Consider the following 24,980-nt stretch of genomic DNA (forward strand, 5'->3'; position numbering starts at 1 on the left):
CGAGTGGGGCGAAACGGGCGGCGCCGTCGTGGAGACCCACACCGTCCGGCTCGCGACGGACGGTCTGCCCCACGACGCAGGACGGGCCCCGACCGCGTGGTCGGGGCCCGTCGGGCTGCGCAGGTCGCTGCGCGTGGTGCGTCGTGCGTGGTGCGTCGTGGGAGCGGTCGTGCCTCAGTTGCGCGGCGTCGTCATGGCCGCGACGTCGAGCGCGACGTCGAGCTGCTCCGACGTCACCTCGCCACGCTCCACGTAGCCGAGCTGCTCGACGGCCTCGCGGATCGTCACGCCGTTCTTGACCGAGTGCTTGGCGATCGCGGCCGCCGCCTCGTAGCCGATGATCCGGTTGAGCGGCGTCACGATCGACGGCGAGGACTCCGCCAGCTCGCGGCAGCGGTCGACGTTCGCGGTGATCCCGTCCACGCAGCGCTCGGCGAGCACGCGGGTGACGTTGCCGAGCAGCGTCGTGGACTCGAGCAGGTTGCGCGCCATCACGGGCAGCATCACGTTGAGCTCGAACAGGCCGGTCGAACCGGAGAACGCGATCGCCTGGTCGTTGCCGATGACCTGCGCGCACACCTGCAGCGCGGCCTCCGGCAGGACCGGGTTGACCTTGCCGGGCATGATCGAGGAGCCGGGCTGGAGGTCGGGCAGCGCGATCTCGCCGAGGCCCGTACGGGGGCCGGAACCCATCCAGCGCAGGTCGTTGCAGATCTTCACGAGCGAGACGGCCACCGTGCGGAGCGCGCCCGAGGTCTCCACGAAGGAGTCCATCGCGCCCTGTGCCTCGAAGTGGTCGTGCGCCTCGACGACCGGCAGCCCGGTCTGCTCGGCGACGTAGCCGATGACCTTCTGCGGGAAGCCCGCGGGGGTGTTGATCCCGGTCCCGACGGCGGTGCCGCCCTGCGGGAGCTCGGCGAGCCGGCCGAGGGTCGACTCGACGCGCGCGATCCCGTAGCGGATCTGCGTGGCGTAGCCGCGGAACTCCTGCCCGAGCATGACCGGCGTCGCGTCCATGAGGTGCGTGCGGCCGGACTTCACGACGTCGGCGAACTCCACCGCCTTCGCCTCGAGCGACTCGGCGAGGGTCGTCAGCCCCGGCAGGAGGACGGTCGTGACGGCCTCGAGGGCGGCCACGTGGATGGAGGAGGGGAAGACGTCGTTGCTCGACTGCGAGGCGTTGACGTGGTCGTTGGGGTGCACCGTGCGCCCGAGCGCGCGCGTGGCGAGCGTGGCGATGACCTCGTTGGTGTTCATGTTCGAGGACGTTCCGGAGCCGGTCTGGAACACGTCGATCGGGAAGTCGTGGTCGAGCTCGCCCTCGATGACGCGGTCGGCGGCCACCGCGATGGCGTCGGCGACGTCGCGCTCGAGCACCCCGAGGTCGGCGTTCGCGCGGGCCGCGGCCTTCTTGATCTGCGCGAGCGCCGCGATGTGGTGCCGCGAGAGGGTGGTGCCGGAGATCGGGAAGTTCTCGACGGCGCGCTGGGTCTGCGCCGCGTACGTCGCGTCCTTGGGGACCCGGACCTCCCCCATCGTGTCGTGCTCGATGCGGTACTCGGTCTCCGCGGCCATTGCGGTACTCCTCGGTGTCGGTGTCAGCGCCGGGACAACTCTGCCACGTCGGCGGTCGCGCGTCGGGCCGCCCGGTCGCGCAGGCCGCGAACCGTGCCGGGGAGGACACCCCCGAGCAGCACGGCCACGACGACCAGGCTCGCGGCGGCCGGCGCCAGGAGGAGGAGCACGCCCACACCCTCCGTGCCCTGTCCGGGGGGAAGCGCCTGGTGGGCCAGCACCCACGCCCTCGTGAACCAGAACCCCAGACCGAGGACGACCACGGAGACCACGACGGCGATGGCGGTCAGTCTGCGCTCGACGCGGTTCACCGCACGCGCACCGAGAGGCACGTGACACAGCCCTCGAGCTTCTCGAACTCGGTGATGTCCGCCGTCACGACCTCCAGGCCCGCGTCCCGCCACTGCTGCGCCGTCTCGGGGGCGCTGGCCGACATCAGCACGGTGGTCTCGTCCAGGACGACGACGGCGGTGCCGGTCACCTCCGGCACGGCGCGGAACGCGGGGAACTGCTCGGGCGCCTCGACCAGGGAGTCGTGGCCGATCACGGTGCCGTCGGGCAGCGCGGTGATCGCGGACTTCAGGTGCAGCGCCGTCGTGACGGGGACGACGACGACCTCGCGGCCGGTCGGCTCGAGGATCGCGCGCAGCTGGGCGATACCGGCCTCGTTGGTGCGCGAGGTGTCACCGACGTAGACGCGCATCCCGATCTTGAGGATGTCGCCCCCGTCGAGCGTGCCGGGCTCCTCGATGGCGTGGACCGTCAGGCCGAGCGCGCGAGCGGCCGCCTCGGCGCCGGGCTTCTCGCCGCGGCGGGACTCGGCTCCGGAGCGCGCCAGCACGGCCAGGTCCCCGAAGACGATCACCGCGTCCTCGATGAAGACGCCGTCGGGCTGGGCGTCGGCCGCCTCGACCTCGACGACCTCCCACCCGCGCGAGGCGAACTGGGCGACGTAGCCCTCCCACTGGCGCAGCGCCAGCGCTGGATTGATCGGCTGCCGCTCGATGTGGGTGATCTCGCCGTCGGCGAGACGGGGCGAGGGACGGCGCACGAGGAGACGGCTCATGCGCTCATCCTGGCAGGCGAACCTCAGCCGTCGAGGCGGCGGCCGTAGACCGCGACGTCCTGGGCCTCGTAGCCCAGCGCGGGATAGACGGCCTCGGCGGGGTTGCCGCGTCGGACCATGAGCTGCACCTTGCGCGCGCCCTGGCGCGCGAGCCAGCCCTCCGCCGTCGTGATCAGCGTGCGGGCGAGGCCCGCCCCGCGACGGTCGGGGGCGACGGCGAGGTAGTAGAGCCAGCCGCGGTGGCCGTCGTAGCCCGCGAGCACCGAGCCGAGGACGAGGCCGTCCTCGACGGCGACGAGCACCGTCGAGGTCGGACCGGCCAGCGCGTCGTCGAGATCGCGGTGCGGCGGGTTCCACGGACGCGTCAGCCCGCAGGCCTCCCAGAGGCTGACGACGGCGGCGCGCAGGTCAGGTGTGGCCTCGTCCGTGAGCAGCAGGACGTCGGGCACGGCGCTCGTCCGCCGCGCGGTCAGCGCGGCGAGTAGGGCGAGACGACGACCTCGACGCGCTGGAACTCCTTCGCGTCGGAGAAGCCGGTCGTGGCCATGGCCTTGCGCAGCGCGCCGATCATGTTGAGCGTGCCGTCCGCGCGGCCGCCCGGACCGTGCAGGATCTCGCGCAGCGTGCCGACCGTTCCGACGCGCACGCGCTCGCCGCGCGGGAGGTCGGGGTGGTGCGCCTCGGAGCCCCAGTGCCAGCCGCGGCCCGGGGCCTCTGTGGCGCGGGCGAGCGCGGCGCCGAGCATCACGGCATCCGCGCCGCAGGCGATCGCCTTCACGATGTCGCCGCTGCGGCCGACGCTGCCGTCCGCGATGACGTGGACGTAGCGGCCGCCCGACTCGTCGAGGTAGTCGCGACGGGCAGCGGCGACGTCGGCGACGGCGGTGGCCATCGGCGCGTGGATGCCGAGGCTGGTGCGGGTGGTGTTCGCCGCTCCCCCGCCGAAGCCGACCAGGACGCCGGCGGCGCCGGTGCGCATGAGGTGCAGCGCGGCCGTGTAGGTCGCGGCGCCGCCCACGATGACCGGCACGTCGAGCTCGTAGATGAAGCGCTTGAGGTTGAGCGGCTCCGCCTCCGAGGAGACGTGCTCGGCCGAGACCGTGGTGCCGCGGATGACGAACAGGTCGACGCCGGCCGCGACGACGGTGCGCCAGTGCTCCTGCGTGCGCTGCGGGGAGAGCGCCCCGGCGACCGTCACGCCGGCGGCGCGGATCTCCTTGATGCGCTCGTGGATGAGCTCGGGTTGGATGGGCGCGGAGTACAGCTCCTGCATCCGGCGCGTCACGTCGCCGGCGGGGATGGTGGCGATCTCCTCGAGCAGCGGCTCGGGGTCGGCGTAGCGCGTCCACAGGCCCTCGAGGTCGAGGACGCCGATGCCGCCGAGGCGGCCGAGCTCGATCGCGGTGGCCGGGCTCATCACGGAGTCCATCGGGGCGGCGACGACGGGGATGTCGACCTGGTAGGCGTCGATCTGCCACGTCACCGAGACGTCGTCCGGCGTGCGGGTCCGTCGGCTCGGGACGACGGCGATGTCGTCGAAGGAGTAGGCGCGACGCCCACGCTTGCCGCGGCCGATCTCGATCTCGTTGCTCACGGTCACCCAGGCTACCGGCCAGGCCGCTCGCCCGTGCCCGATGTCCACGTCGCGGTGGCCGGATCCTCTGCCGCGAGGGCCCCTGCGGCCTCGGATCCACCGGCCCACGGCGTGGACTCCCGGGCGGATGTCGGTGGCCGATGGCAGGGTGAAGGCATGGCAGGCAGCAGCTGGACGCAGAGCAGGGTGCTCGGCTTCGACACGGAGACCACCGGTGTCGACGTCACGAGCGACCGCATCGTCACCGCTGCCCTCGTGATGCGCGAGGGCCTGGGCGGGCTGTCCCGCGTCCGCACCTGGATCATCGACCCCGGCGTCGAGATCCCCGAGGCCGCCTCGGAGATCCACGGCATCACGACGGCGTACGCGCGGGAGCACGGACGTCCTCCCGCCGAGGTTCTCGAGGAGGTCGCCCAGGCGCTCGCCGGGGCGATGGCCGACGGCGTGCCCGTCGTCGCGTTCAACGCCTCCTACGACCTGACGATCCTCGAGTACGAGCTAGCCCGGCACGGTCTCCCGACGCTGACCGACCGCCTCGGCCGCGCGCCCGGCCCGGCGATCGACCCGCTCGTCCTCGACCGCGCGCTGGACCGCTACCGCCCCGGCAAGCGCCGCCTGGGCAACCTCGCCGAGTACTACGGCGTCGTCGCCACGGGTGAGCTGCACGCGGCCGACGTCGACGTCGACGCCACGCTCGACGTCCTCCGCGCCCTCGTGGGCCGGTTCCCCGAGCTGGCCGAGGTGCCGCTCAGCGCCATGCACGAGCGCCAGATCCGGGCGCACCACATGTGGGCGCGCGGCTTCAACGCCTGGCTGGTCCAGAACGGCTACGACCGGCCACCGGCCGACGGCAGCTGGCCCCTCCAGGGCGACTACGCGCTGGGCGAGGAGATCATCGCCGACATCGTCGCCCGCGCCCGGGCCGCCGCAGCGGCGCAGCGGGTCGACCACCCGGTGCCCGTCGCGAGCGCCGCGGTCGCGCACGCGGGCTGACCCGCCACCGCCGGGCGCCCGCCCACCCTGCACTTCCGGCTCACCGAGCCAGCAACCCGCGCCCCAACCGCGGGCTCACCGCGCCTCGCACCCGCCCACCCCGCACTTCCGGCGCACCGAACCAGCAACCAGCGCCCCAACCGCAGGCTCACCACCCGGGCAGTCAGGCCGCCCCGACCGGCTCCGCCCGCGCGTCCATCTGCGCCAGCGTGGCGGCGAGCACGTGGATGCCGTCGGCGATGTCCGCCGTCTCGGACAGCTCCTCGGGGCAGTGGCTCCGCCCGCCGATCGACGGCACGAAGATCATGCCCATCGGACCGAGGTGAGCCAGGTGCGCGGCGTCGTGGCCGGCCCCCGACGGGATCGCCTGCCAGGTGAGCCCGAGCGAGTCGGCGGCGGTGCCGATGACGTCCTGCACGAGCGGGTCGGCGCGCACCGGCTCCTGGTCGTTGAGCCACTCGACCACGAGGTCGACGCCGCGTCGGGACGCCTCCGCCCCGATCGCGTCGACGACGCGACGGCGGGCGCCCGTCAGCCACTCCCCCTCGGTCGAGCGCATCTCGGCCCACACGCGCGCCTCGTCGGGCACCACGTTGAAGGCGCCGGGACCCGACTCGAACCGGCCGACGGTGGAGACCCCGTGCACCGGCGCGCCGCAGCCCTCGCGCTCGATCGCGACGACGGAGGCGGCCGCCGCGGCGAGCGCGTCGTGCCGCATCGTCATCGGCATCGTGCCGGCGTGGTCGGCCCGCCCGGTGAACCGGGCGAACAGCCGCTCGATCCCGGCGATCGCCGTCACCACGCCGATCGAGGTGCCGGTCGACTGCAGCACCGGGCCCTGCTCGACGTGGAGCTCGACGTAACCGTGCAAAGAGCCCGGCTGCCAGGCCTGTCCGAGCGCGGCGGCCGGGTCCAGCCCGAAGGATCGCATGACGTCGCCGAGTCGGTGACCGTCCTCGTCCACGCGCTCGAGGTGCCCCGCGTCCAGCAGACCGGCGATCGACCGCGACCCGACGCACGAGACGCCGAAGGGGTTCGCCTCCTCGCCGAGGAAGTCGACCACCACCAGGTCGCGCTCGAGCTGCTGCCCGCTCTCGCGCAGGCGACGGGCGACCTCGACCGCCCCGATCACCCCGACGATGCCGTCGAACCGGCCCCCGCCGTGCACCGTGTCGGTGTGCGACCCCGTCATCAGCGGCTTCGCGGAGCGGTTCCGCCCGGGCAGCACGCCGACGACGTTGCCCGCCGGATCGATCCGCGCCTCGAGGCCGGCCTCGCGCATGAGCGCCAGCGTCCACTCGCGCGAGGCCCGGTAGGCGTCCGAGAACACCCGCCGCGTCCAGCCCGGCTCCGCCGACTCGGTGAAAGCCCCGGCGAGCGAGGCGATCGTCGTCGCCACCCGGTCCGCGTCAGGCGCCAGCAGATCCAGGTCGAGCGGGCCCCCCGGCCGGTCGCTCACGGCTGCGCCTCGACCGGCGCGCGCTCGTCGATCGCGGCGAGCAGCGCGGGATCGCGCAGCGCGAGCCGGCCGGTGCCCGGCTGCACGAGCCGCACCACGAGGGCCAGCAGCCCGTCGAGCACGAGGGCCAGCGCCGTCACGAGGACGGCGCCGACGAACACGCGCGTGTAGTCGTACAGCGCGAGGCCGTCGAAGATGTAGCGGCCGAGGCCGCCGAGGTTGACGAACGCGGCGATGGTCGCCGTCGCGACGACCTGGAGCGTGGCGCCCCGCAGACCACCGACGATCAGCGGCAGCGCGTTCGGCACCTCCACGCGCCACAGGACCTGCCACTCCGTCATCCCCATCGCTCGCGCCGCGTCGACGGCGCTGCGGTCGACGTTCGCGATGCCCGCGTAGACGCCCGCCAGCAGCGGCGGCACCGCGAGCAGCACGAGGGCCGTGATCGGCGGGATCAGGGTCGAGCTCATGAGCAGCACGAGCAGCGTCATCAGACCCAGGCTCGGCAGGGCGCGCATCGTGTTGGCGAGGCCGACGATGATGCCCTCGCCCTTGCCCGTGTGGCCGATGACCAGGCCCAGCGGCACCGCGATGACGGCGCCGATCCCGAGCGCGAGGCCCGAGTAGTACAGGTGCTGGACGAGCCGGTTGAGGATGCCGGTCGTACCGGCCCAGTTCGTCCCGTCCGCCAGATAGGCGATGAAGTCAGCGAACACGTCCGACCACCTCCCGAAGACGCCCGACCTCGGGCAGGGCCTGCGCGAGCGCGCGGAGCCGTCGTTCCGAGGCCTTGAGGCTGGCGCCCCGGATCCACGGCGTGAACGCCCTCCCGATGAGGGCGATGATGCGGTCGAAGACGATCGCGAGCAGCAGGATCAGCACGAGCCCGGTGAGGATCTGCTCCGGGAAGTCGCGCTGGTAGCCGGTGGTGAACAGCTGGCCGAGGCCACCGATGCCGATCACGGCGCCGACGGAGACCATCGAGACGTTCGTGACGGCGACGACGCGCGTCCCGGCCGTCAGCACCGGGATCGCGAGCGGGAGGTCGACGGCGAGCGCCCGCTTCCACGAGGAGTAGCCGATCGCGGTGGCTGCCTCGCGGGTGGCGGCCGGCACGGCGTCGAGCGCCTCGAACGTGGTGCGCACCGACAGCGCCACGGTGTAGAGCGTCAGGGCGATGACCACGTTGATCGGGTCGAGCACCCGGGTGCCGAGGATCACCGGCAGCACGACGAACAGCGCGAGCGACGGGATCGTGAACACCATGCTCGAGAGCACGACGGCGATCGAGCGCGCCCGCCGGCGGTCGCGCAGCAGGAGTCCGATCGGGAGCGCCACCGCGACACCGACGACGGTCGGCACGACGGCGAGGTAGAGGTGCTCCAGCAGGAGCTCCTGGACGGCCGGCCAGTTCCGGATCCCCCAGAGGTTCACGAGACCGCGTCCGCTGCGTCGACGGGCGCGTCCGTCACGCCGTCACGGCGCTGCGCCGCCAGGGCGGCGAGCACCTCGGGGGCGTCCACGACGCCGAGGAGGGCGCCGTCGTCGTCGATCACGACGCCACGCTCCGACGGCGACGAGAGCACCGCGTCGAGCAGCTGGCGCAGCGTGCGCGACGGCGTCGTCAGCGTCCCGAGACCGGCGAGGGCCTCGGGGCCGCGGCTCGCGACGAGCTGCTGCCGCGTGCCGTTGAGCCAGCCGACCGGCCGGCGCGCCTCGTCCACGACGAGCACCCAGGTCGACGGCGAGAGCTGCGGGAGGGAGGCGAGCGCGTCGACGCCGACCGTCTCGACCTCGCGCACGGGCACGGTCGAGGCGGCGTGGAAGGACAGCGAGCGGTAGCCGCGGTCCCGTCCGACGAGGTTGGTGACGAACGAGTTCACCGGCTGCGTCAGCACGTTCTCGGCCGAGTCGACCTGCTGGAGCACGCCGCCGGTGCCGAACACCGCAACCTGGTCCCCCAGCCGGACGGCCTCGTCGATGTCGTGCGTGACGAACACGATGGTCTTCGCGAGCTCGGCCTGCAGGCGCAGCATCTCGCGCTGGAGGTCGTCGCGGACCACCGGGTCGACGGCGGAGAACGGCTCGTCCATGAGGAGGATCGGCGGATCGGCGGCCAGCGCCCTGGCGACGCCGACGCGCTGCTGCTGGCCGCCGGAGAGCTGCGCCGGGTAGCGCGTGGCCATCCGGAGGTCGAGGCCGACGCGCTCCATCGCCTCCAGCGCGTCGATGCGCGCCTTGCGGCGGCCGACGCCCCGCAGCACCTGGACCGTGGCGACGTTGTCGACCACGGTGCGGTGCGGCATCAGGCCCGCGTTCTGGATGACGTAGCCGATGCCCAGCCGCAGCTCTGTCGGCTTGACGGTGGAGATGTCCCGGCCGCCGACCGTGATCGTGCCCTCGGTCGGGTCGATCATGCGGTTGATCATCCGCATCGAGGTGGTCTTGCCGCAGCCGGACGGCCCGACGAAGACGGTGAACGACCCCTCGGCGATCTCGAGGCTCAGGTCGTCCACCCCGATCGTGCCGTCGGGGAAGCGCTTGGTGACGCCGTCGAACGTGATCATTGGGGTCCTCTCAGACTCCGGCGCAGGGCCCCGGGGTCGTCTGCCAGGTCGGCCGGCAGGGTGTCGGGCAGGTTCTCGTGCTGGGCGTGCCACGTCGCGTCCCGGAGGGCGCGACCGGACATGGCGGTCGCCGCGATCGCGACCAGGGGACGCACCTTCTCGACGACGTCGTGCGCCGAGTCGGCCGAACCGAGCGAGGCGGTGAGGTCGCTCACCGCGCCGTGCAGCCCCGCCACCCCGACGCCGAGCCGTCGCGCGCCGCGCATCGCGATGTCCGCGGTGAGGGCGTCGCTGGCCAGCAGCGTCTCGATGGCGAGCAGGATCTCCACGGCCTCGATCGCGTCGACCGTGGCGAGCACGGCGGCGAAGGCCTGGGAGCTGTGGTCCTCGACGCCGTCGCCCACCGTGGTGCCCGCCGTCGACAGCGGGTTGGCCAGGTGCTTGAGGCGCACGACGATCTGGGAGGCGGTGTTCGCGAGGATCACCGGGGTGAGGAAGCGGGCGGAGGAGGAGGCCGAGGCGATCTGCTCCACCAGGGGCCGGTCGGAGCGCACGCGGTGCACGAGCGAGGCGATGCGACGCTCGGCGAGCATGCCGACGTGGGCGAGCACGAGCCGCGTGGACTCGACCGAGATGGCGAGCTCCAGGACCGAGAAGTTCCCGGTCGGGCGGACGATGCCGGCCTCGACGTCCACGAGCGGGTTGTCGGTCGGCGAGTTCAGCTCGACCGTGAGGATCTCGCGCAGGTCCGACGCCGTCTGGTGCAGCACGCCGTGCACCTGCGGGACCGTGCGGATCGAGAGGGCGTCCTGCAGGGAGATCGTCGCAATCAGCCCGTCGGACAGGTCTCCGCCCGAGACCGCCTCCCGCACGGCCGCGGCGGAGGCGACCTGCCCCGGGAGCGGTCGGGCCTCGGCCACGATCTCGTTGAAGGGGGCGAGGCTCGCCCCGAGGGCCTCGACCGTCATCGCGGCGACGAGGTCCGTGGCCAGGACGAGCGTGTCCAGCGACGTGGAGGCCAGGCACGCCAGCCCGATGGAGCCGGAGTTGTGCCCGACGAGCGCGAGCGCGTCCTTCGGGCCGAGGCGGGTCGGGGACAGTCCCGCGGCCGCGAGCGCCCGCTCGCCGGACACCTTCGTGCCGTCCGGCCCGTAGGTCGTCCCCCGACCGAGCAGCACCGCGCCGACGGCGGCCAGCGGGGCCAGGTCGGCGGCGCCCACCGAGCCGAAGCGCGTCACCACCGGGGTGATGTCGGCGTCGATCAGGGCGATGAGCGCCTCGAACGTCTCCACGGAGATGCCCGAGCCGCCCTGCGCCAGACCGGCCAGGCGCGCGGCCACGATGGCCCGCGACTGCGCCGGGCTCAGCGGGTCGCCGACGCCCGCGGCGTGGGAGGCGATGACGAACTGCTGGAAGTCGGCCTGGAGCTCGGGCGGGATCTCCTGGTCGCGCATCGGGCCGAGGCCACGGTTGACGCCGTAGCTCGGGATCCCGCTGGCCAGCACGGAGTCGATGACGCCGCGCGCCCGGCGGAGCAGGTCGATCGTCACGCGCGGGGCGCGCACGGTGGCGCCCCCGACGGCGACGAGGGCGACCTCGCTCGGCGTGATCCGCTCGGTGCCGAGGTTGATGACGGTGCGGCCGGGATTCCCGGCCGCACCGGAGCCGCCGGTCCCCCGCCGCCCGCGGGCGTGACGGACCGAGCCGGCACGTCGGGGGTGTCGGCGGGGGGAACGCGGTGGTCGAGGCTCATGTCAGCCGATGAGGCCCTTCTCCTCGAGCCACGCGCGCGCGGCCTCGGCCGGCTCGAGCTTCTCGTCGCCCGAGACCTGACCGTTGAGGGCCAGCAGGTCCTCGGTGGTCAGCTCGGCGGAGATCGCGTCGAGGACCTCGGTGATCTGGTCGGTCACCTTGTCGGAGTTGAGCACCGGCACGACGTTCTGCGCGGCGAAGTTCGCGTCCGGGTCCTCCAGGACCACGAAGTCGTTGTCGGCGATCGCCGGCGTCGTGGTGTAGATGTTCGCGGCCTGGACCTGGCCGTCGAGCAGCGCGGACACGGTGGCGGGGCCGCCGCCGTCGGCGATCGCGACGAACTCGACCGGCTCGAAGCCGTAGAGCGCCTTGAGGCCCGGGAGGCCCGAGGCACGCTCCGCGAACTCCGCGTTCGAGGCGAACTTGACCTCGCTGTTGTAGGCGGCGAGGTCCTCGATGGTGGTGAGGTCCCACTCCTGCGCCGTCTCCGACGTCACGACGACGGCGTCCTTGTCCTCGGCCGGGGCCGGCTCGAGCATGGTCAGGCCCTCGGGCTCGAGCACCGCGGGCAGCGCCGCGGTGACGTCGTCGCCCGAGGTCGCCGTCGCCTCGCCGTCCAGGAACAGCAGCAGGTTGCCGGTGTAGTCCGGGATGAGGTCGATGGACCCGTCCTTGAGCGCCGGCACGTAGGCCTCGCGCGAACCGATCTGGAACTTGGTCTCGACGTCCAGACCGGCGTCCTCGAGCGCGATGGCGTAGAGGTTGGCGATGATCTCGGACTCGGTGAAGTTGGCGGAGCCGATGATGATGCTGCCCCCTCCTCCGCGCTGCTCGAGCCGCCGTCGCTGCTGCTGGTGTCGCTGTCGCCCGCGAGCGGGTCGCCGCCGCCGGAGCAGGCGCCGAGCACCAGTGCCGACGCGGCCGCGATGGTCGCGAGAGTCGTGATTCTCCTGATGGACATGTGGTGCTCCTTGGTTGTGGTGCGGTTCGTGAGCCCGGGGCGTGGGTGCATCGCGCCGGGAGAGGGGGTCAGCCGTCGGCGGGCCTGGGAGGGACGTCGGGCAGGTAGCGGAGGAACTCGATACCCATGATGTCCTCACACTCGGCCAGAGAGACAGGATCGGTTGCGGAGCTCGCCAGCGGCAGCGCGGTCGCGTCGACCACGATCACCACCACCTCGAACCCGCCGTCGGCCGCATCCTTGACCGCCAGCGGCAGCCCGGTGTCGGTGCGCAGGATCGCGATCGTGTCGGGATAGGTGGCCACTCGCTCGCCGCCCGAGGTCACGGCCATGTACTCGTTGAGGTAGGGCACCTCGACGTCGCCGACCCGGAACGTGCCGTGGTCCCAGCCGCCCGTGGTGACGGTCGGGGTGGCGTGTCCGAGCTCACCGCGCGCGACGACGCGTCCCCCGGTCTGGCGCAGCACCGCCTCGATCACGGCCTCGCCCTTGTTCCGACGACGGGAGTCCAGCTCCCTCGCCATCGCGGCACCCAGGTCCAGCGCGATGCTGATCGCGCCGATCGCCGCGTGCTCCTTCACCCAGTCGAGCTCGACGACGTTGCGCGCCGAGGCGATGAAGCCGCCCGTGCGCACCGAGATGTCGCGCAGCACGTCGTCGCAGGTGGTGACGAGGCCCGTGTTGACCGAGAGGAAGTGGCCGTGCAGGGCACGGTTGCCGCCCGAGACGACCTGCGTCGTCGTGTAGCCGGGGCGCGTGGTGAGCCCCAGCGAGCCCAGCTTGCCGGTGGGGTGCGCGCGGACGTCGCCGGCGGCGTCGAGCACCTTCACCCCCAGCAGCGACGACTGGATCCAGCCGTTGACGGTCGTGGAGTAGCCGTTCTGGCCCGTCATGACGGCGGAGATCGGGTGCTCGCTGATCCGCATCAGCTCGCGCAGCGCGTCGATGTAGTCGACGGGGCGGATCTCCCAGTTCGCGGCCGCCGGGGCGCCGATGGCCGCGACCGTGGCGACCCACGCGTCGTCGGGCAGCTCGTCGACCGTCGCCAGGACGGGGGTGTTCACGCTGGTCGCGAGTCCGCCCATGAGCACGCCGTGGTGCTCCCAGCCGCCGCCGCCGCAGGCGAACACGCCGCCGCCGAGAACGGCGTTGCGGGCGTCGGTCGCCGTCAGGTCACGCATTCTCGTTCCTCACGTCTGCTCCTTCGATCCGTCCGAACCACGTCACGGGGGCGAGGCCGGTCTCGCCGCCGGCGGCTGCCGAGGTGTGGGCCTGGGGGTAGCCGGCCTGGGCGTGCCGCAGCACGCCGAGCCCGCTGTCGCCGTCGAGCGACCGCACGAGCCTGCCGGCGGTGGCCGGGTCGCCGTCGGCCACGATCGAGACGCCCGCCGACTGCATCCAGCCGGCGTAGCCGCCACCTCCGGAGTGGATCGCGACGAGGTCGGCGCCGGTGGCGGCCAGCACCATCGCGTCCAGCAGCGGCCAGTCGGTCACGCCGTCGGAACCGTCGCGCATGCCCTCGGTGCCGATCCGCGGGTGCGTCATCGAGGCGGCGTCGAGGTGGTCGCGCGAGAACAGCACCGGGGCGCTGAGCTCGCCGGCGGCCACGAGCTCGTTGACCCGGACCGCGATCGCCGACCGCTCCCCGAGCCCGAGCCAGCACGAGCGGGCCGGCAGGCCCTGCTCGGGCACGTGCTCGCGGGCGAGGGCGATCCACTCGGCGATCTCCGGTCGCGCGGGGAACATCGCCGCGACCTCGGCGTCGATCCGGTCGAGGTCGCGCGCGTCCCCCGACAGGGCCACCCAGCGGAACGGCCCGATCCCGCGCGCGAACAGCGGTCGGAGGTAGCCCTCCATGAAGCCGGGCACGGTGAGGATGCGGGCCTCGGCGGCTGCCCGTGCCTCGGCGGTGAGGTGGACGCCGTCGTCGAGCGCGTCGATCGCCTGGACGCGAAGGTTGTTGCCGTTCTCGAACACGATGCTGCCGCGTTCGGCGAAGGTCAGCATCGCCTCCACCTGGCGTGCGATCGACGCCCGGGCGTCCCGCTCCACGCGCTGCGGGTCGGCCTCGCGCGCGGCCGCCCACCCCTCGAGGGCGTAGCCGGCGGGGAGGTAGCCGAAGCGGACGTCGTGCGCGGCCGTCTGGTCGGTCACGACGTCGGGCACCAGCCCCCGCTCGAGCACCGCCTCGAACACCTCCACGGCGTTGCCGAGCAGCCCGACGGCGATGACGTCGCCGGCCTCGAGCGCCGTCGTCAGGGCCGCGAGCGCCTCGTCGAGGTCGGCGCCGACGACGTCGAGCCCGCCCGCTGCCACCAGGCGGTCGATCTTCGCCCCGTCGACCTCGACCGTGAGCGAGGAGAGGCCCAGCATCGCGGCGCTGATCGGCTGCGAGGACCCCATCCCGCCCATGCCGGCCGTGAGCACGAACCGGCCGCGCAGGTGCTCGCGCTCGCGGCCGCCGAAGTGGCGGGCGGCGACGGCGCCGAGCAGCTCGTAGGTACCGGCGAGCACGCCCTGGCGACCGATGTACTGCCAGGCCGCGGCGGTCAGGCCGCCCCAGATCGTCTGGCCGCTGGCGTAGCGCTCGTAGAAGCGGTCCGCGGTCGCCCAGTTGCCGACCGTGTTGTTGACGGCCGAGAGGACGAGGGGGGCGCCGTCGCCGGTCGGCAGGGTGCCGACGGGGAGGCCTGACTGCAGGATCAGGGTGTCGTTCGTGTCGAGCTCGAGCAGCGCCGTCGCGATCCGGGAGGCGGCGTCCCAGTCGCGCGCGGCCTTGCCGAGCGAGGCGTAGACGACGAGCGCGGCGGGGTTCTCCCCCACCTCGAGGACGTTCTCGAACATCCGCAGCAGCCCCTCGGCGCGCCAGGACCGCGCCCGCAGAGCGGTGCCGCGGTGGGCGCGCAGGGGCTCGGCGCCGCGGGCGAGCAGAGGGCTCGAGGGCGCGGGTGACCCGGCCGACCCGGCCGACCCGATCGACTCAGACATAGATCCCCCCTCCGGATCCCCAGGCGTTCTCGGCCTCCGGCCGCGCCAGGAGACCCTCCATCTCCTCCCGCGCCGACCGGAGCCGGGGCAGGAGGCGCTCGAGGTCCGTCACCGAGACCGCGTCGCCGACCAGGGAGAGCGCGCACACGCAATCGCCGCCGGCGAGGACGCCGATCCCGAGTGCGCCCATGCCCGGCGTGATCTCCCCATGGGACAAGGCATAGCCCCGGCTCCGGATGAGCGGCAAGTCGCGCCGGATCGTCTCAGCATCTGGCGTGGCGGCCGTGAACCGGCGCATCGGGCCGACCAGGACGGCCTGCAGCACCTCGGCCGGCGCGTGCGCGAGCAGCGGACCCACGGACGCCCCGGCGTAGAGCGGGTGGACGCGGCCGCGGCTGAGGTGGATGCGGTGGGCGGGGTGGGCGATCGCGCTCTCCAGGCAGACCGCGACGGTGTGCACCCGTACGGTCACGAGCGCGGTGAGCCCGGTGTCGCGCCGGAGCGAGCGCAGGACGCCGGCGGCGAGGTCGACCAGGTGCGCCGAGGCTCCGGTCCGCGCCGCCAGCAGCTCGCTCGGCATCACCCGACCGTCGACCCGGATGACGTAGCCCGAGTCCACCAGCGTCGTGACGTAGCGGTAGACGGTTGACGTGGGCACGTCGAGGGCGCGCGCGACGTCGCTCACGGGCACCGAGCCCACGGACTGGATGTGGGCGAGGATCCGCAGCCCCTGCTGCAACGAGGACAGCTGCCCCACGACGGCGGCGGGCCGGCTCCCGAGGACGGTCACAGGACCGTCCCCCGCCCGGCCGCGGCGGTGACGCCCGCCGTCGTGCTCCAGACGAGCTCGCCGCGCGCGAGCGTGTGCGTGATGCGGCCTCCCGGGCGCAGGCCGTCGTAGGGCGACCAGCCGGCGTTGGAGTGCAGGCGCGTCTCGTCGATGGCCACGTCGGGGTCCGGGGTGAAGACGGCGATGTCGGCGTCCTTGCCCACCTCCAGCGAGCCCTTGCGCCTCTCGAGGCCGTAGCGGCGGGCGGGGGCGACCGTCAGGGCCTCGAGCGCGCGGGTGAAGACGTCGAGGCCCCGGGCCAGCGCCTGGCCGAGCGTGACGGCGGCGATCGTCTCGACCCCGGGGGCGCCGGAGTGGTTGTCGAAGATCCGCCTCTGGTCCTTGAGAGCGGCGGGCCACGGGGCGTGGTCGCTGGAGATGACGGGCACGTCGCCGGCGGCGATGCGGGCCCACAGCCCCTCGCGGTCGGCGCCCTCGCGCAGCGGCGGGTTGATCTTCAGCCGGCCGCGCCGCGTCTCGAGGTCGGCGCTGGTGAAGGTGAGGTAGTGCGGGCAGGTCTCGAACGTGAGGTCGGCGCCCTGACCGCGGTACCAGAGCGCGAGGTCGACGCTGCGCGGGAGCGAGAGGTGGCACAGGTGCAGCGCGGCGCCCGTGGTGGCGGCGATCTCCATCGCCGTCAGCACGCCCAGCGTCTCGGCGACCGGCGGGCGCGAGCGGGTGTGGGCCTGGACGTCGGTGGCGTCGGCCTCCTCCGCCAGGAGGGCCTTGACGACCTCGTTGTTCTCCACGTGCGCGCACAGCGTGCGGCCGGTGTCGCCGACGGCGGCCATCACGTTGATGAGGTCGCGGTCGTCGATGCGCGGGAAGCGGAACGGGTCGGTGTCGAACAGGCTCACCTTGAAGCCGCACACCCCGGCCTGCGCCAGCTCCGCCGCCCGCCGCCAACCGCCGCGGGGCTCGATCGTGCCGAGCAGCGCGACATCGACGTGCGCCTCGTCGTTCGCGAGCTCCTGCTTGGCGCGCAGCCGACCGACGTCGTTGATGGGACCCGTGGCGTCGAACGGCATCTCCACGATGGTGGTGACCCCGCCGGCGGCGGCGCTGCGCGTCGCGGCGGCAATGCCCTCGTGGCCGTGGCTGAGCGAGTGGACGTGGGCGTCCACGATGCCGGGGAGGACGTAGGCCGGCCCGACGTCGAGGCGGCTGGCCCCCGAGCGGTCCTCGCCCGAGGTGGTGGTCACGCGGGCGATCCGCTCGCCGTCGACCCAGACCTCACCGCGCTGCCAGGTGCCGTCGATCAGCAGCGTGCCCGCGACGACGAGGGTCGGGGTGGCGGTGGCGCTCTCGTCCGGGCGCGCCGGTGGGGTGCGTGCGTCATGTCGCTAGTAGGTCCGACCATGCCGACCCCCTCCAAGGCGATTCCCGTGGATCGGGAATCGAGACTACGGGAGGTTTCGCCGCCGTCACAGGGTGGCGTCGGCGGCGATTCCGACGGCCGCGTTTGTCGCACGTGTAGTGTTGCTACAACGCCTACGACAAAGGAGTGACCGATGGAGTGGTGGTTCTGGACGCTGTACGGGCTCGGGCTGTGCCTGATCCGCCTGACGCGGCTGCGGGAGAACGCCCTGCGGACCGACACCCTGCTGCTGTCCCACGCCTGGCGACTGCCACTGAGCTGGACGGCCCACCGCGACGCGACGAGCCACCTCCGCAACCGCGTGGTGGGTGAGGTCGTGGGCGCCGCCGCGGGTCTGGCCGTGGGAACCGCGGTCGCGGTCGGCGCGGACGGCCTCCTCCAGGCCGCACCCGTCTTCGGATTCGGGATCGGCGGCACCGCGGGCAGCGCCGTGACCGGCGTCTCCAGGCTGCCCCGGCGGGACGCCGGTGTCCGGTCGACCCATGCCCGCCACGTCGTTCTGCGCGACTACGTGCCGCCGTGGCTGATCGCCGGGGTGTGGTTCTCCGCCGCCGCCGCCATCGTCGCCAGCCTCCTCGCGCTGCCCGACGGGGACGGAGCGGGCGGGGCGGGCAGGGTCGGGGTCCTCGTCCTGGTCGCCCTGACCGCGCTGTCGTCGGTCGGGTTCCAGCTCGTCGGGCGGCGGGCCGTGCGAGCCCCGAGCGCGGCGCGCACCGATCTGGAGCTCGCGTGGCAGGACGGCCTGCGGTCCCGCGCCGCCATCGACTCGGCCACGCTGTCACTGGGTATCTCGCTCACGACCCTCCTGGTCGCCTTCGCACCCCTCTTCCCCTGGCACCGGGACCTCGTCCTCTACCTGGCGGTGTTCGTCGCCCTCGGGGCCGCCTGCCTCGCGTACTGGGCGGCACGTCCCGCCCGCACCTTCCGCAGGCGTCTGTGGGACGACCGGGTCTTCGAGCTCGAGCCCGCGGACCTGGTCGAGACCCCCGTCCGCACCGGCGACCGCGCGTGACCGCCTCGATTCGGCTCGACCCGGGTTCCGCCGTCGCCCCTTACGAGCAGATCCGGAGCCAGTACGCCGCGGCGATCGACGTCGGTGCGCTCACCCCCGGCACCCGGCTGCCGACGGTCCGCCGCCTGGCCGAGGACCTGGGCCTCGCCGTCAACACCGTCGCCCGCGCCTACCGCGAGCTCGAGGCCGAGGGGCTGGTGGAGACGCGGGGGCGCGCCGGGACCGTCGTCGCGTCGCCGTCGACCGACGCCGCGCGGGCGGAGATCGCCGCCCACGCCGCCACCTACCTCGCGCACGCCCGTCGACTCGGCGTCACGCTCGACGAGGCGGTCACCGCGCTCCGCGAGGCCACCCGTCCCTGAGAGCGCCCGACCCCACGCACACGCGAGAACGCCCCGCGCGGCTCCCTGCTCAGGGAGCCGCGCGGGGCGTTCCGGCTGTGGTCAGCGACGCGAGTAGTTCGGCGAGTCCGCCACCATCTGCACGTCGTGCGGGTGGGACTCCTTGAGCCCCGCCGGCGTGATGCGGACGAACTTGCCGCGCTGCTGGAGCTCGGGCACCGTGCGCGCGCCGACGTAGAACATCGACTGGTGCAGGCCGCCGACGAGCTGGTGCGCCACCGCCGCGAGCGGGCCGCGGTACGGGACCTGGCCCTCGATGCCCTCGGTGATGACGTCGTCGTCGGAGACGTCGCCCTGGAAGTAGCGGTCCTTGGAGAAGCTGCGGCGGTCGCCGCGCGACTGCATCGCGCCGAGCGAGGCCATGCCGCGGTAGCGCTTGTACTGCTTGCCGTTGACGAGCACGAGGTCGCCCGGGCTCTCGTCGGTCCCGGCGAGCAGGCCACCGAGCATCACGGTGTCGGCCCCGGCGACCAGCGCCTTGGCGATGTCGCCGGAGTACTGCAGCCCGCCGTCGCCGATCACCGGCACGCCCGCGTCGCGGCACGCGCGGTAGGCCTCGTAGATCGCCGTGACCTGCGGGACGCCGACGCCGGCGACCACGCGGGTGGTGCAGATCGAGCCGGGGCCCACGCCGACCTTGACGGCGTCGACGCCGGCCTCGACGAGCGCCCTGGCGCCCGCGTAGGTGGCGATGTTGCCACCGATGATCTGGACGCCGCGGGTGGCGGGGTCGGACTTGAGGCGGCGGACCATGTCGAGCATGAGGCGCGCGTGGCCGTTGGCCGTGTCCACGACCAGCACGTCGGCGCCGGCCTCGACCAGCGCCGTCGCACGCTCCCACGCGTCACCGAAGAAGCCGACGGCGGCGCCGACGACGAGGCGACCCTCGCCGTCCTTCGTCGCCGTCGGGTACTGCTCCACCTTGACGAAGTCCTTGACCGTGATGAGGCCGCCGAGGCGACCGTCGGCGTCGACCAGCGGGAGCTTCTCGATGCGGTGCTTGGCCAGCAGCGCGGCGGCGTCCTCGCGGGCGATCCCGACGGGGGCCGTGATGAGCGGCTGCTTCGTCATGACCTCGCGCACGCGCGACGTCGCGAAGTTCTCGCGCGGGACGAAGCGGAGGTCGCGGTTGGTGATGATGCCGACCAGGGACCCATCCTCCTCGACGACGGGGAGGCCAGACACGCGGTACCGACCGCAGAGGATGTCGAGCTCCTCGAGCGTGGCCTCCGGGCCCACCGTCACGGGGTCGGTGATCATGCCGGACTCGGAGCGCTTGACCAGGTTGACCTGGTTCGCCTGGTCCGCGATCGGGAGGTTGCGGTGCAGGATGCCGACGCCACCCTGACGGGCCATGGCGATCGCCATCCGCGACTCGGTCACGGTGTCCATCGCCGCGGAGACGAGGGGGATCCGGACGGAGATCTCCCTGGTCAGGCGCGAGGTGGTGTCCGCCTCGCTCGGGATGACGTCCGTCTCCCCGGGGAGCAGGAGCACGTCGTCGTAGGTCAGGCCGACGAAGCCGAACTTCTCGTCGAGGCCCTCCGGGGCGCCGAGCGGCGCGCTGTCAGTGGCGAAGGAAGCATCAGGAGCGGGCACCGCCCCATCGTACGCGCGGAGCCGAAGGGTCCCGCGGTGGTCCGGGTCACGTCAGGACGCTTGGCACCGCGTGGCACGTCAGGCCTCCGCGAGTCGCTCCGCGACCATGTCGGCGGCCTCGGGCAACGCCGCCGCGAGCGTGCGCACGCGGTGCGCCAGCGGCACCTCGGGCGCGTGCGGGCCGACGAGCAGCAGCCCGTGGAACGTGGTGCCGTGGCGCGGGACGGGCTCGAGCCGGTCCTGGTCGAGGTGCAGCTCGATGACGAGGGCGACGCCGTCGCGGCAGCGCCCGTGCCGCTCCGCCTCCTCGGGGTCGTCGCGCACGACGCGGGCGCGGAGCCCGAGCTCGTGGAGCGACCCGGCGAGGACGTGCGCGGCGACGACGCTCTCCCGCGGGGCGGCGACCAGGACGAGGTCGGGGCGAGTCGACGGGGCGAGGGGCGCGGCGGTCCGCTCGCGGACCACGCCGAGGAACGCCGCCGCGAGCGCCGCCTCCGGGTCGTGACCGGGGACGTCGGAGCGCGGTGTCTCGGCGAGCAGCGCGAGCGCCGGGACGAGCCGACCGCTGTAGGTCTCGATGAGGCCGACCTTGACCACCGACGCCCGCAGGGCGCGCACGAGGCGCTCGTGCCCGGAGTCGACGGCGGCCGCAGCCAGGGTGAGCGGGTCGAGGTCCTCACCGACGGCGTCGGCGGCCGGGGCCGAACGGATCGCCATCCGGGCGGCGTCGGCCAGGGCAACACCGCGCTGCGTCAGCGCCCTCATGGTCTCCAGCCGCGCGAGGTCGTCGGGCGAGTAGCGCCGATGGCTTCCCGCCTGGCGCTGCGTGGGGCCGAGTCCGTAGCGGCGGTCCCAGGTGCGTAGGGTCGACGCGGCCACCCCCAACCTGGCAGCGACGGCCGCAACGGTCAGGTGGCCGTCCGTCTCCTGGACCGGTGTCGTGGCATCGTCCGAACTGCTCAAAGCTCCCCCAAGCTGAACCGAGTGATCACGCTGCGCCCGAGTGTGACACCCCGATCCCCCGACGTGCATGTTGGGATCGTTCCCACCCGCGGCGTGTCAACGATTCGACGACGCGCCGTCGGGGGCGACACGCCGCGATTCCACTACCCCCGACCCGCTTCCCCCACGCCACGCACTGGCGTCAAACCGCCCCCGGACGACAACAACCGGCGTCCACGCCCCCCGCGAGACTCCAAGGAACCGCGCCAGGGGACGAACGTGTCTTGAATCGGTTGTGAATCGCTTGTACTGTGACCGGCGTTACCACGGAGCAGCAGCAGAGGGGGCCCACGATGGCCGAGCTTTCACGACTTCCCGGGCCGGTCATGGATCACTGGGAGTGGCAGTACAAGGGCGCGTGCCGCGAGGTCGAGCCCGCCACGTTCTTCCACCCCGAGGGCGAGCGCGGTTCCGCCCGCCGTCGTCGCGACGAGGCCGCCAAGGCCGTCTGCGGCGCCTGCCCCGTGCTGCAGCAGTGCCGCGACCACGCGCTCGCGGTGAAGGAGCCCTACGGCGTCTGGGGCGGCCTCTCCGAGGACGAGCGCAGCGCCATCCTCAACCCCGCGCTGCGCCGCGCCGGCTGACCCCTCCCGCCGCCACCGCTCCGCACCACCGCGTCGCGCCCCGCGCCGCGCCCACGATCTGGTCGGCATCGCCCCCTTCGACTCCGACCGGGACACCTCCGGGTGTCGACGACGAGGCCCCAGGCGGATCATCCGCCTGGGGCCTCGTCGTTCCCGGCGAACCGGGGTACTGCTGGCTGCTACTTGGTGACGATCGCGAGCACGTCGCGGGCCGACAGGATCAGGTAGTCCTGGCCGGCGTACTTCACCTCGGTGCCGCCGTACTTGCTGTAGATGACGACGTCGCCCTCGGCGACGTCGACCGGGATCCGGTTGCCCGAGTCGTCGACCCGGCCGGGGCCGACGGAGACGACCTTGCCCTCCTGGGGCTTCTCCTTGGCGCTGTCCGGGAGAACCAGGCCGAAGGACGTGGTCTGCTCGGCCTCGAGCGTCTGAATGACGATCCGGTCCTCGAGCGGCTTGATGGAGACCGACACGTCGGACCTCCCCTTCCGTGAGTGAAAAGAACAGTGGTCTGGTCGTCCCGGGCTCGTCCGCCCGCCGTCGCGGGGGTCGGGCGGTCAGGTCCGGTACGACCGGTGCCGGGTCCAGCCCGGCTCCGCCACCACTCTAGGAAGCCATTAGCACTCGGTCAAGGCGAGTGCCAGCGCCGTCGCCCCTCGGACGCGATGCGGACGTGACGTGGACGCGATGCGGACGTCCCCGGGCCGACGACCTGACCACGGCGGGTGTCTGCAAGGATCGAGCCGTGGAACCCGCCAGCATCGAGCCCCTCGTCGACCCCGCCGGGTGGGCGCTGCTGGCCCAGCTCCCCCCGTACGACCCCGCGCAGGCCCTCGCCCTCGGCACCGCGCTGCGCGACACCGGGCTCGACGCGGACCTCGTCGCGGCCGCCCTGACCCAGTCGCGGCTCCGGGCGAGGGCGGTCGCCAAGTTCGGGGACCTCGCCCAGGACATGCTGTTCACGCCCGAGGGGCTCGAGCAGGCGACCCGCCTCACGGTCGCGGCCCGGCACGCCCACCGCTTCCGCACCGCCGGCGCCACGCACGTCGCCGACCTCGGCTGCGGCATCGGCGCCGACTCGATGGCGCTGGCCGGGCTCGGGATGCGGGTGCTCGCCGTCGAACGCGATCCCGCGACGGCGATGGTCGCCTCGATCAACCTCCGCCAGCTCCCCGAGGCGCGCGTCGTGACCGGGGACGCGTTCGACGCCGACCTCACCGGGATCGACGGCGTCTGGGCCGACCCCGCCCGCCGCACCACCTCCGGGCGCCGCCTGCACGAGCTCGCGGACTACTCCCCCGCCGTCGACCGGCTCCTGGAGCTGCGCACCCGGATCCCGCGCGTCGGGCTCAAGCTCGGCCCGGGCCTGGCCCACCGCGACATCCCGTCCGACGCGCACGCCCAGTGGCTCAGCGTCGGCGGCGACGTGGTCGAGGCGAACCTCTGGTTCGGGGACCTCGCCCCCGAGGGCGCGGGGCGGTCGGCGCTCGTGATCGACGGCGCGGGCACCGGCACGACGCTCGCCGAGGCCGGGAACCCGGCCGACGCCGTCGAGCAGGCCGACGCGGGACCGCTCGGGTCCTACCTGTACGAGCCCGACGGCGCCGTCATCCGCGCCGGCCTGGTGGCCCGGGTGGCACGCGACCTCGGCGGCCACCTGATCGACCCGACGATCGCCTACGTCACGACGCCGACGCTCGCCGCGACGCCGTTCGCCACGGCGTTCCGGGTGCTCGACCACATGCCCTTCTCCCTCAAGCGCCTCAAGACCTACCTGCGCGAGCGCGGGGTCGGCGTCCTGGAGATCAAGAAGCGCGGCTCGGCGCTCGACCCGGCGCGTCTGCGCACCCAGCTGGCCCTGCGGGGCGACGCCTCTGCCACGATCGTGCTCACGAGGATCGCGGGCGCCCCGCGCGTGCTCGTCGTCGAGCGCCCGGCACCGACCGGGCCGACGACGCCCGATCCCCCCAGCCCCGCCGTCCCGTCCGAGGAGTCCTGATGGCAGCACCGCGCGAGATCCCGTTCGCCACCTCCCGCCGCGGCACGATCGGGCTGGAGTGGGAGCTGGCGCTCGTCGACGTCGACTCCGGCGACCTGCGCCAGGTCGCGGAGGTCGTGCTCGACGCCGTCCGGCCCGAGGGCGCCGCCGAGCACCCGCACATCAAGCAGGAGCTGCTGCTCAACACGATCGAGGTCATCTCCGGCATCAACGAGACGGTCGGCGGCGCGGCCGACGACCTCGCGCGGGCGATCGCCGAGGTCCGCGCCGTGACCGATCCGCTGCGCGTCGAGCTGATGTGCGCCGGGACGCACCCGTTCGCGCGGTGGAACCAGCAGAAGGTCACCAACAAGCAGCGCTACGCGACCCTCATCGACCGCACCCAGTGGTGGGGCCGGCAGATGCTCATCTACGGCGTCCACGTCCACGTCGGCATCGAGGACCGGGACAAGGTGCTGCCGATCATGCGCGCCATGATGACGCTGCTGCCGCACCTGCAGTCGTTCTCGGCCTCCTCGCCGTTCTGGGGCGGGGAGGACACCGGCTACGCGTCCAACCGCGCGCTGATGTTCCAACAGCTCCCGACGGCGGGGCTCCCGTTCGACCTCGCGACCTGGCCCGAGCTGGAGCAGTACGCGGGCGACATGCTCCACACGGGCGTCATCGACGCGTTCGACGAGGTCCGGTGGGACATCCGCCCGGCGCCGCACCTGGGCACCATCGAGGTGCGGGTGAGCGACGGCACGCCGTCGATCCTCGAGCTGCGGGCGCTGGCCGCGTTCGTGCACAGCGCGATCGAGCACTTCTCCACGATGCTCGACGACGGCCTCGAGCTGCCGCACATGCCGGCGTGGTTCGTGCAGGAGAACAAGTGGCGCTCGGCCCGCTACGGCATGGACGCGATCATCATCCTCAACGCCGAGGGCGACGAGGAGCTGGTCAGCGACGCCGTCTCGCGCTGGATCGAGACGCTCGCGCCCGTCGCGGAGCGCCTGGGGTGCGCGCAGGACCTCGAGAACCTCCGCGTCATCATGCGTCGCGGGGCGTCCTACCAGCGCCAGCGCGCGGTGGCGCGCCGGTCCTCGGGGGCGCTGGACGCCGTCGTGAGCTCGCTGGTGCGGGAGATGCGGGCGGGCACGCCCCTCTGACGGGCCGCCCCACGAGGGGGTACTTCCCGCCCCTCCAGGGGGCACTTCCCGCCCCTCCAGGGGGCACTTC

Annotated in this window: 24 protein-coding genes; 6 read left to right on the forward strand and 18 right to left on the reverse strand. The window is 73.4% G+C overall.

What is annotated here, in order from left to right:
• Positions 1-174: 174 nt before the first annotated feature.
• From C8046_RS06880 to C8046_RS06900, 5 genes are read right to left on the reverse strand one after another with little or no spacing between them, the layout of a single operon-like run.
• Positions 175-1,575: a class II fumarate hydratase gene (locus C8046_RS06880; protein WP_109228795.1), complete on the reverse strand. Its 1,401-nt coding sequence runs from the start codon at positions 1,573-1,575 to the stop codon at positions 175-177.
• A 23-nt stretch (positions 1,576-1,598) separates the two neighbouring features.
• A complete protein-coding gene (locus C8046_RS06885; RefSeq protein ID WP_109228796.1) occupies positions 1,599-1,886 on the reverse strand; it encodes a hypothetical protein in 288 nt (95 codons plus the stop codon).
• Positions 1,883-2,641, reverse strand: a complete 759-nt coding sequence (ddaH, locus tag C8046_RS06890) for a dimethylargininase (RefSeq protein ID WP_109228797.1) — start codon at positions 2,639-2,641, stop codon at positions 1,883-1,885. Before ddaH ends, C8046_RS06885 begins: the two co-directional genes overlap by 4 nt.
• A gap of 23 nt (positions 2,642-2,664) precedes the next feature.
• The gene (locus C8046_RS06895; protein WP_235866190.1) at positions 2,665-3,090 is read right to left on the reverse strand and encodes a GNAT family acetyltransferase; all 426 of its coding nucleotides are present in this window, start codon (positions 3,088-3,090) and stop codon (positions 2,665-2,667) included.
• A 20-nt stretch (positions 3,091-3,110) separates the two neighbouring features.
• On the reverse strand, positions 3,111-4,235 hold the full coding sequence (locus C8046_RS06900; RefSeq protein WP_109230808.1) for a GuaB3 family IMP dehydrogenase-related protein: 1,125 nt from the start codon (positions 4,233-4,235) through the stop codon (positions 3,111-3,113).
• Positions 4,236-4,391: 156 nt separating this feature from the next.
• On the opposite strand from C8046_RS06900, the gene C8046_RS06905 reads away from it, so the two are divergent.
• On the forward strand, positions 4,392-5,228 hold the full coding sequence (locus tag C8046_RS06905) for an exonuclease domain-containing protein (RefSeq protein ID WP_109228798.1): 837 nt from the start codon (positions 4,392-4,394) through the stop codon (positions 5,226-5,228).
• A gap of 163 nt (positions 5,229-5,391) precedes the next feature.
• Here the strand turns inward: C8046_RS06905 and C8046_RS06910 are convergent, their stop codons facing one another.
• The 10 genes from C8046_RS06910 to C8046_RS06955 form a co-directional block, all read right to left on the reverse strand.
• Positions 5,392-6,687, reverse strand: coding sequence for a M20 family metallo-hydrolase (locus C8046_RS06910; RefSeq protein ID WP_235866192.1), 1,296 nt, complete (start codon positions 6,685-6,687; stop codon positions 5,392-5,394).
• Entirely contained in the window at positions 6,684-7,403 is a 720-nt protein-coding gene (locus tag C8046_RS06915) for an ABC transporter permease (RefSeq protein ID WP_109228799.1), read from the reverse strand. Before C8046_RS06915 ends, C8046_RS06910 begins: the two co-directional genes overlap by 4 nt.
• Entirely contained in the window at positions 7,393-8,121 is a 729-nt protein-coding gene (locus tag C8046_RS06920; protein WP_235866193.1) for an ABC transporter permease, read from the reverse strand. Before C8046_RS06920 ends, C8046_RS06915 begins: the two co-directional genes overlap by 11 nt.
• The gene (locus C8046_RS06925; RefSeq protein WP_109228800.1) at positions 8,118-9,254 is read right to left on the reverse strand and encodes an ABC transporter ATP-binding protein; all 1,137 of its coding nucleotides are present in this window, start codon (positions 9,252-9,254) and stop codon (positions 8,118-8,120) included. Before C8046_RS06925 ends, C8046_RS06920 begins: the two co-directional genes overlap by 4 nt.
• Positions 9,251-10,885: an aromatic amino acid ammonia-lyase gene (locus C8046_RS06930; protein WP_109228801.1), complete on the reverse strand. Its 1,635-nt coding sequence runs from the start codon at positions 10,883-10,885 to the stop codon at positions 9,251-9,253. Before C8046_RS06930 ends, C8046_RS06925 begins: the two co-directional genes overlap by 4 nt.
• A 123-nt stretch (positions 10,886-11,008) precedes the next feature.
• The gene (locus tag C8046_RS06935; RefSeq protein WP_235866196.1) at positions 11,009-12,106 is read right to left on the reverse strand and encodes an ABC transporter substrate-binding protein; all 1,098 of its coding nucleotides are present in this window, start codon (positions 12,104-12,106) and stop codon (positions 11,009-11,011) included.
• A complete protein-coding gene (locus C8046_RS06940; protein WP_109228802.1) occupies positions 12,036-13,148 on the reverse strand; it encodes a DUF917 family protein in 1,113 nt (370 codons plus the stop codon). Before C8046_RS06940 ends, C8046_RS06935 begins: the two co-directional genes overlap by 71 nt.
• A complete protein-coding gene (locus C8046_RS06945) occupies positions 13,141-14,955 on the reverse strand; it encodes a urocanate hydratase (RefSeq protein ID WP_109228803.1) in 1,815 nt (604 codons plus the stop codon). Before C8046_RS06945 ends, C8046_RS06940 begins: the two co-directional genes overlap by 8 nt.
• Positions 14,948-15,745, reverse strand: coding sequence for an IclR family transcriptional regulator (locus C8046_RS06950; protein WP_158277152.1), 798 nt, complete (start codon positions 15,743-15,745; stop codon positions 14,948-14,950). The genes C8046_RS06945 and C8046_RS06950 overlap by 8 nt, the downstream gene beginning before the upstream one ends.
• The gene (locus C8046_RS06955; protein WP_235866197.1) at positions 15,742-16,986 is read right to left on the reverse strand and encodes a dihydroorotase; all 1,245 of its coding nucleotides are present in this window, start codon (positions 16,984-16,986) and stop codon (positions 15,742-15,744) included. Before C8046_RS06955 ends, C8046_RS06950 begins: the two co-directional genes overlap by 4 nt.
• A gap of 309 nt (positions 16,987-17,295) precedes the next feature.
• On the opposite strand from C8046_RS06955, the gene C8046_RS06960 reads away from it, so the two are divergent.
• Both C8046_RS06960 and C8046_RS06965 read left to right on the forward strand, forming a co-directional pair.
• On the forward strand, positions 17,296-18,174 hold the full coding sequence (locus C8046_RS06960; protein WP_109228806.1) for a hypothetical protein: 879 nt from the start codon (positions 17,296-17,298) through the stop codon (positions 18,172-18,174).
• Positions 18,171-18,536, forward strand: a complete 366-nt coding sequence (locus C8046_RS06965) for a GntR family transcriptional regulator (RefSeq protein ID WP_109228807.1) — start codon at positions 18,171-18,173, stop codon at positions 18,534-18,536. Before C8046_RS06960 ends, C8046_RS06965 begins: the two co-directional genes overlap by 4 nt.
• Positions 18,537-18,617: 81 nt before the next feature.
• Here the strand turns inward: C8046_RS06965 and guaB are convergent, their stop codons facing one another.
• Together guaB and C8046_RS18060 are read right to left on the reverse strand one after the other, a co-directional pair.
• The gene (gene guaB / locus C8046_RS06970; RefSeq protein WP_235866431.1) at positions 18,618-20,087 is read right to left on the reverse strand and encodes an IMP dehydrogenase; all 1,470 of its coding nucleotides are present in this window, start codon (positions 20,085-20,087) and stop codon (positions 18,618-18,620) included.
• A gap of 165 nt (positions 20,088-20,252) precedes the next feature.
• Complete coding sequence (locus C8046_RS18060; RefSeq protein ID WP_146197085.1) at positions 20,253-21,206, reverse strand: MerR family transcriptional regulator; 954 nt, start codon at positions 21,204-21,206, stop codon at positions 20,253-20,255.
• 263 nt (positions 21,207-21,469) lie between these two features.
• On the opposite strand from C8046_RS18060, the gene C8046_RS06980 reads away from it, so the two are divergent.
• Complete coding sequence (locus C8046_RS06980; protein ID WP_109228809.1) at positions 21,470-21,760, forward strand: WhiB family transcriptional regulator; 291 nt, start codon at positions 21,470-21,472, stop codon at positions 21,758-21,760.
• 179 nt (positions 21,761-21,939) lie between these two features.
• On the opposite strand, the gene groES is transcribed toward C8046_RS06980, so the two are convergent.
• Entirely contained in the window at positions 21,940-22,236 is a 297-nt protein-coding gene (gene groES, locus C8046_RS06985) for a co-chaperone GroES (RefSeq protein ID WP_109228810.1), read from the reverse strand.
• A 272-nt stretch (positions 22,237-22,508) separates the two neighbouring features.
• Here groES and C8046_RS06990 point away from each other — a divergent pair, with 272 nt between their 5' ends.
• Together C8046_RS06990 and C8046_RS06995 are read left to right on the forward strand one after the other, a co-directional pair.
• Positions 22,509-23,762, forward strand: a complete 1,254-nt coding sequence (locus tag C8046_RS06990; protein ID WP_109228811.1) for a class I SAM-dependent methyltransferase — start codon at positions 22,509-22,511, stop codon at positions 23,760-23,762.
• Positions 23,762-24,910, forward strand: coding sequence for a glutamate--cysteine ligase (locus tag C8046_RS06995; protein ID WP_109228812.1), 1,149 nt, complete (start codon positions 23,762-23,764; stop codon positions 24,908-24,910). The genes C8046_RS06990 and C8046_RS06995 overlap by 1 nt, the downstream gene beginning before the upstream one ends.
• The last annotated feature ends 70 nt before the right edge of the window (positions 24,911-24,980 follow it).

This window comes from Serinibacter arcticus, from assembly GCF_003121705.1.
Taxonomy (GTDB): domain Bacteria; phylum Actinomycetota; class Actinomycetes; order Actinomycetales; family Beutenbergiaceae; genus Litorihabitans.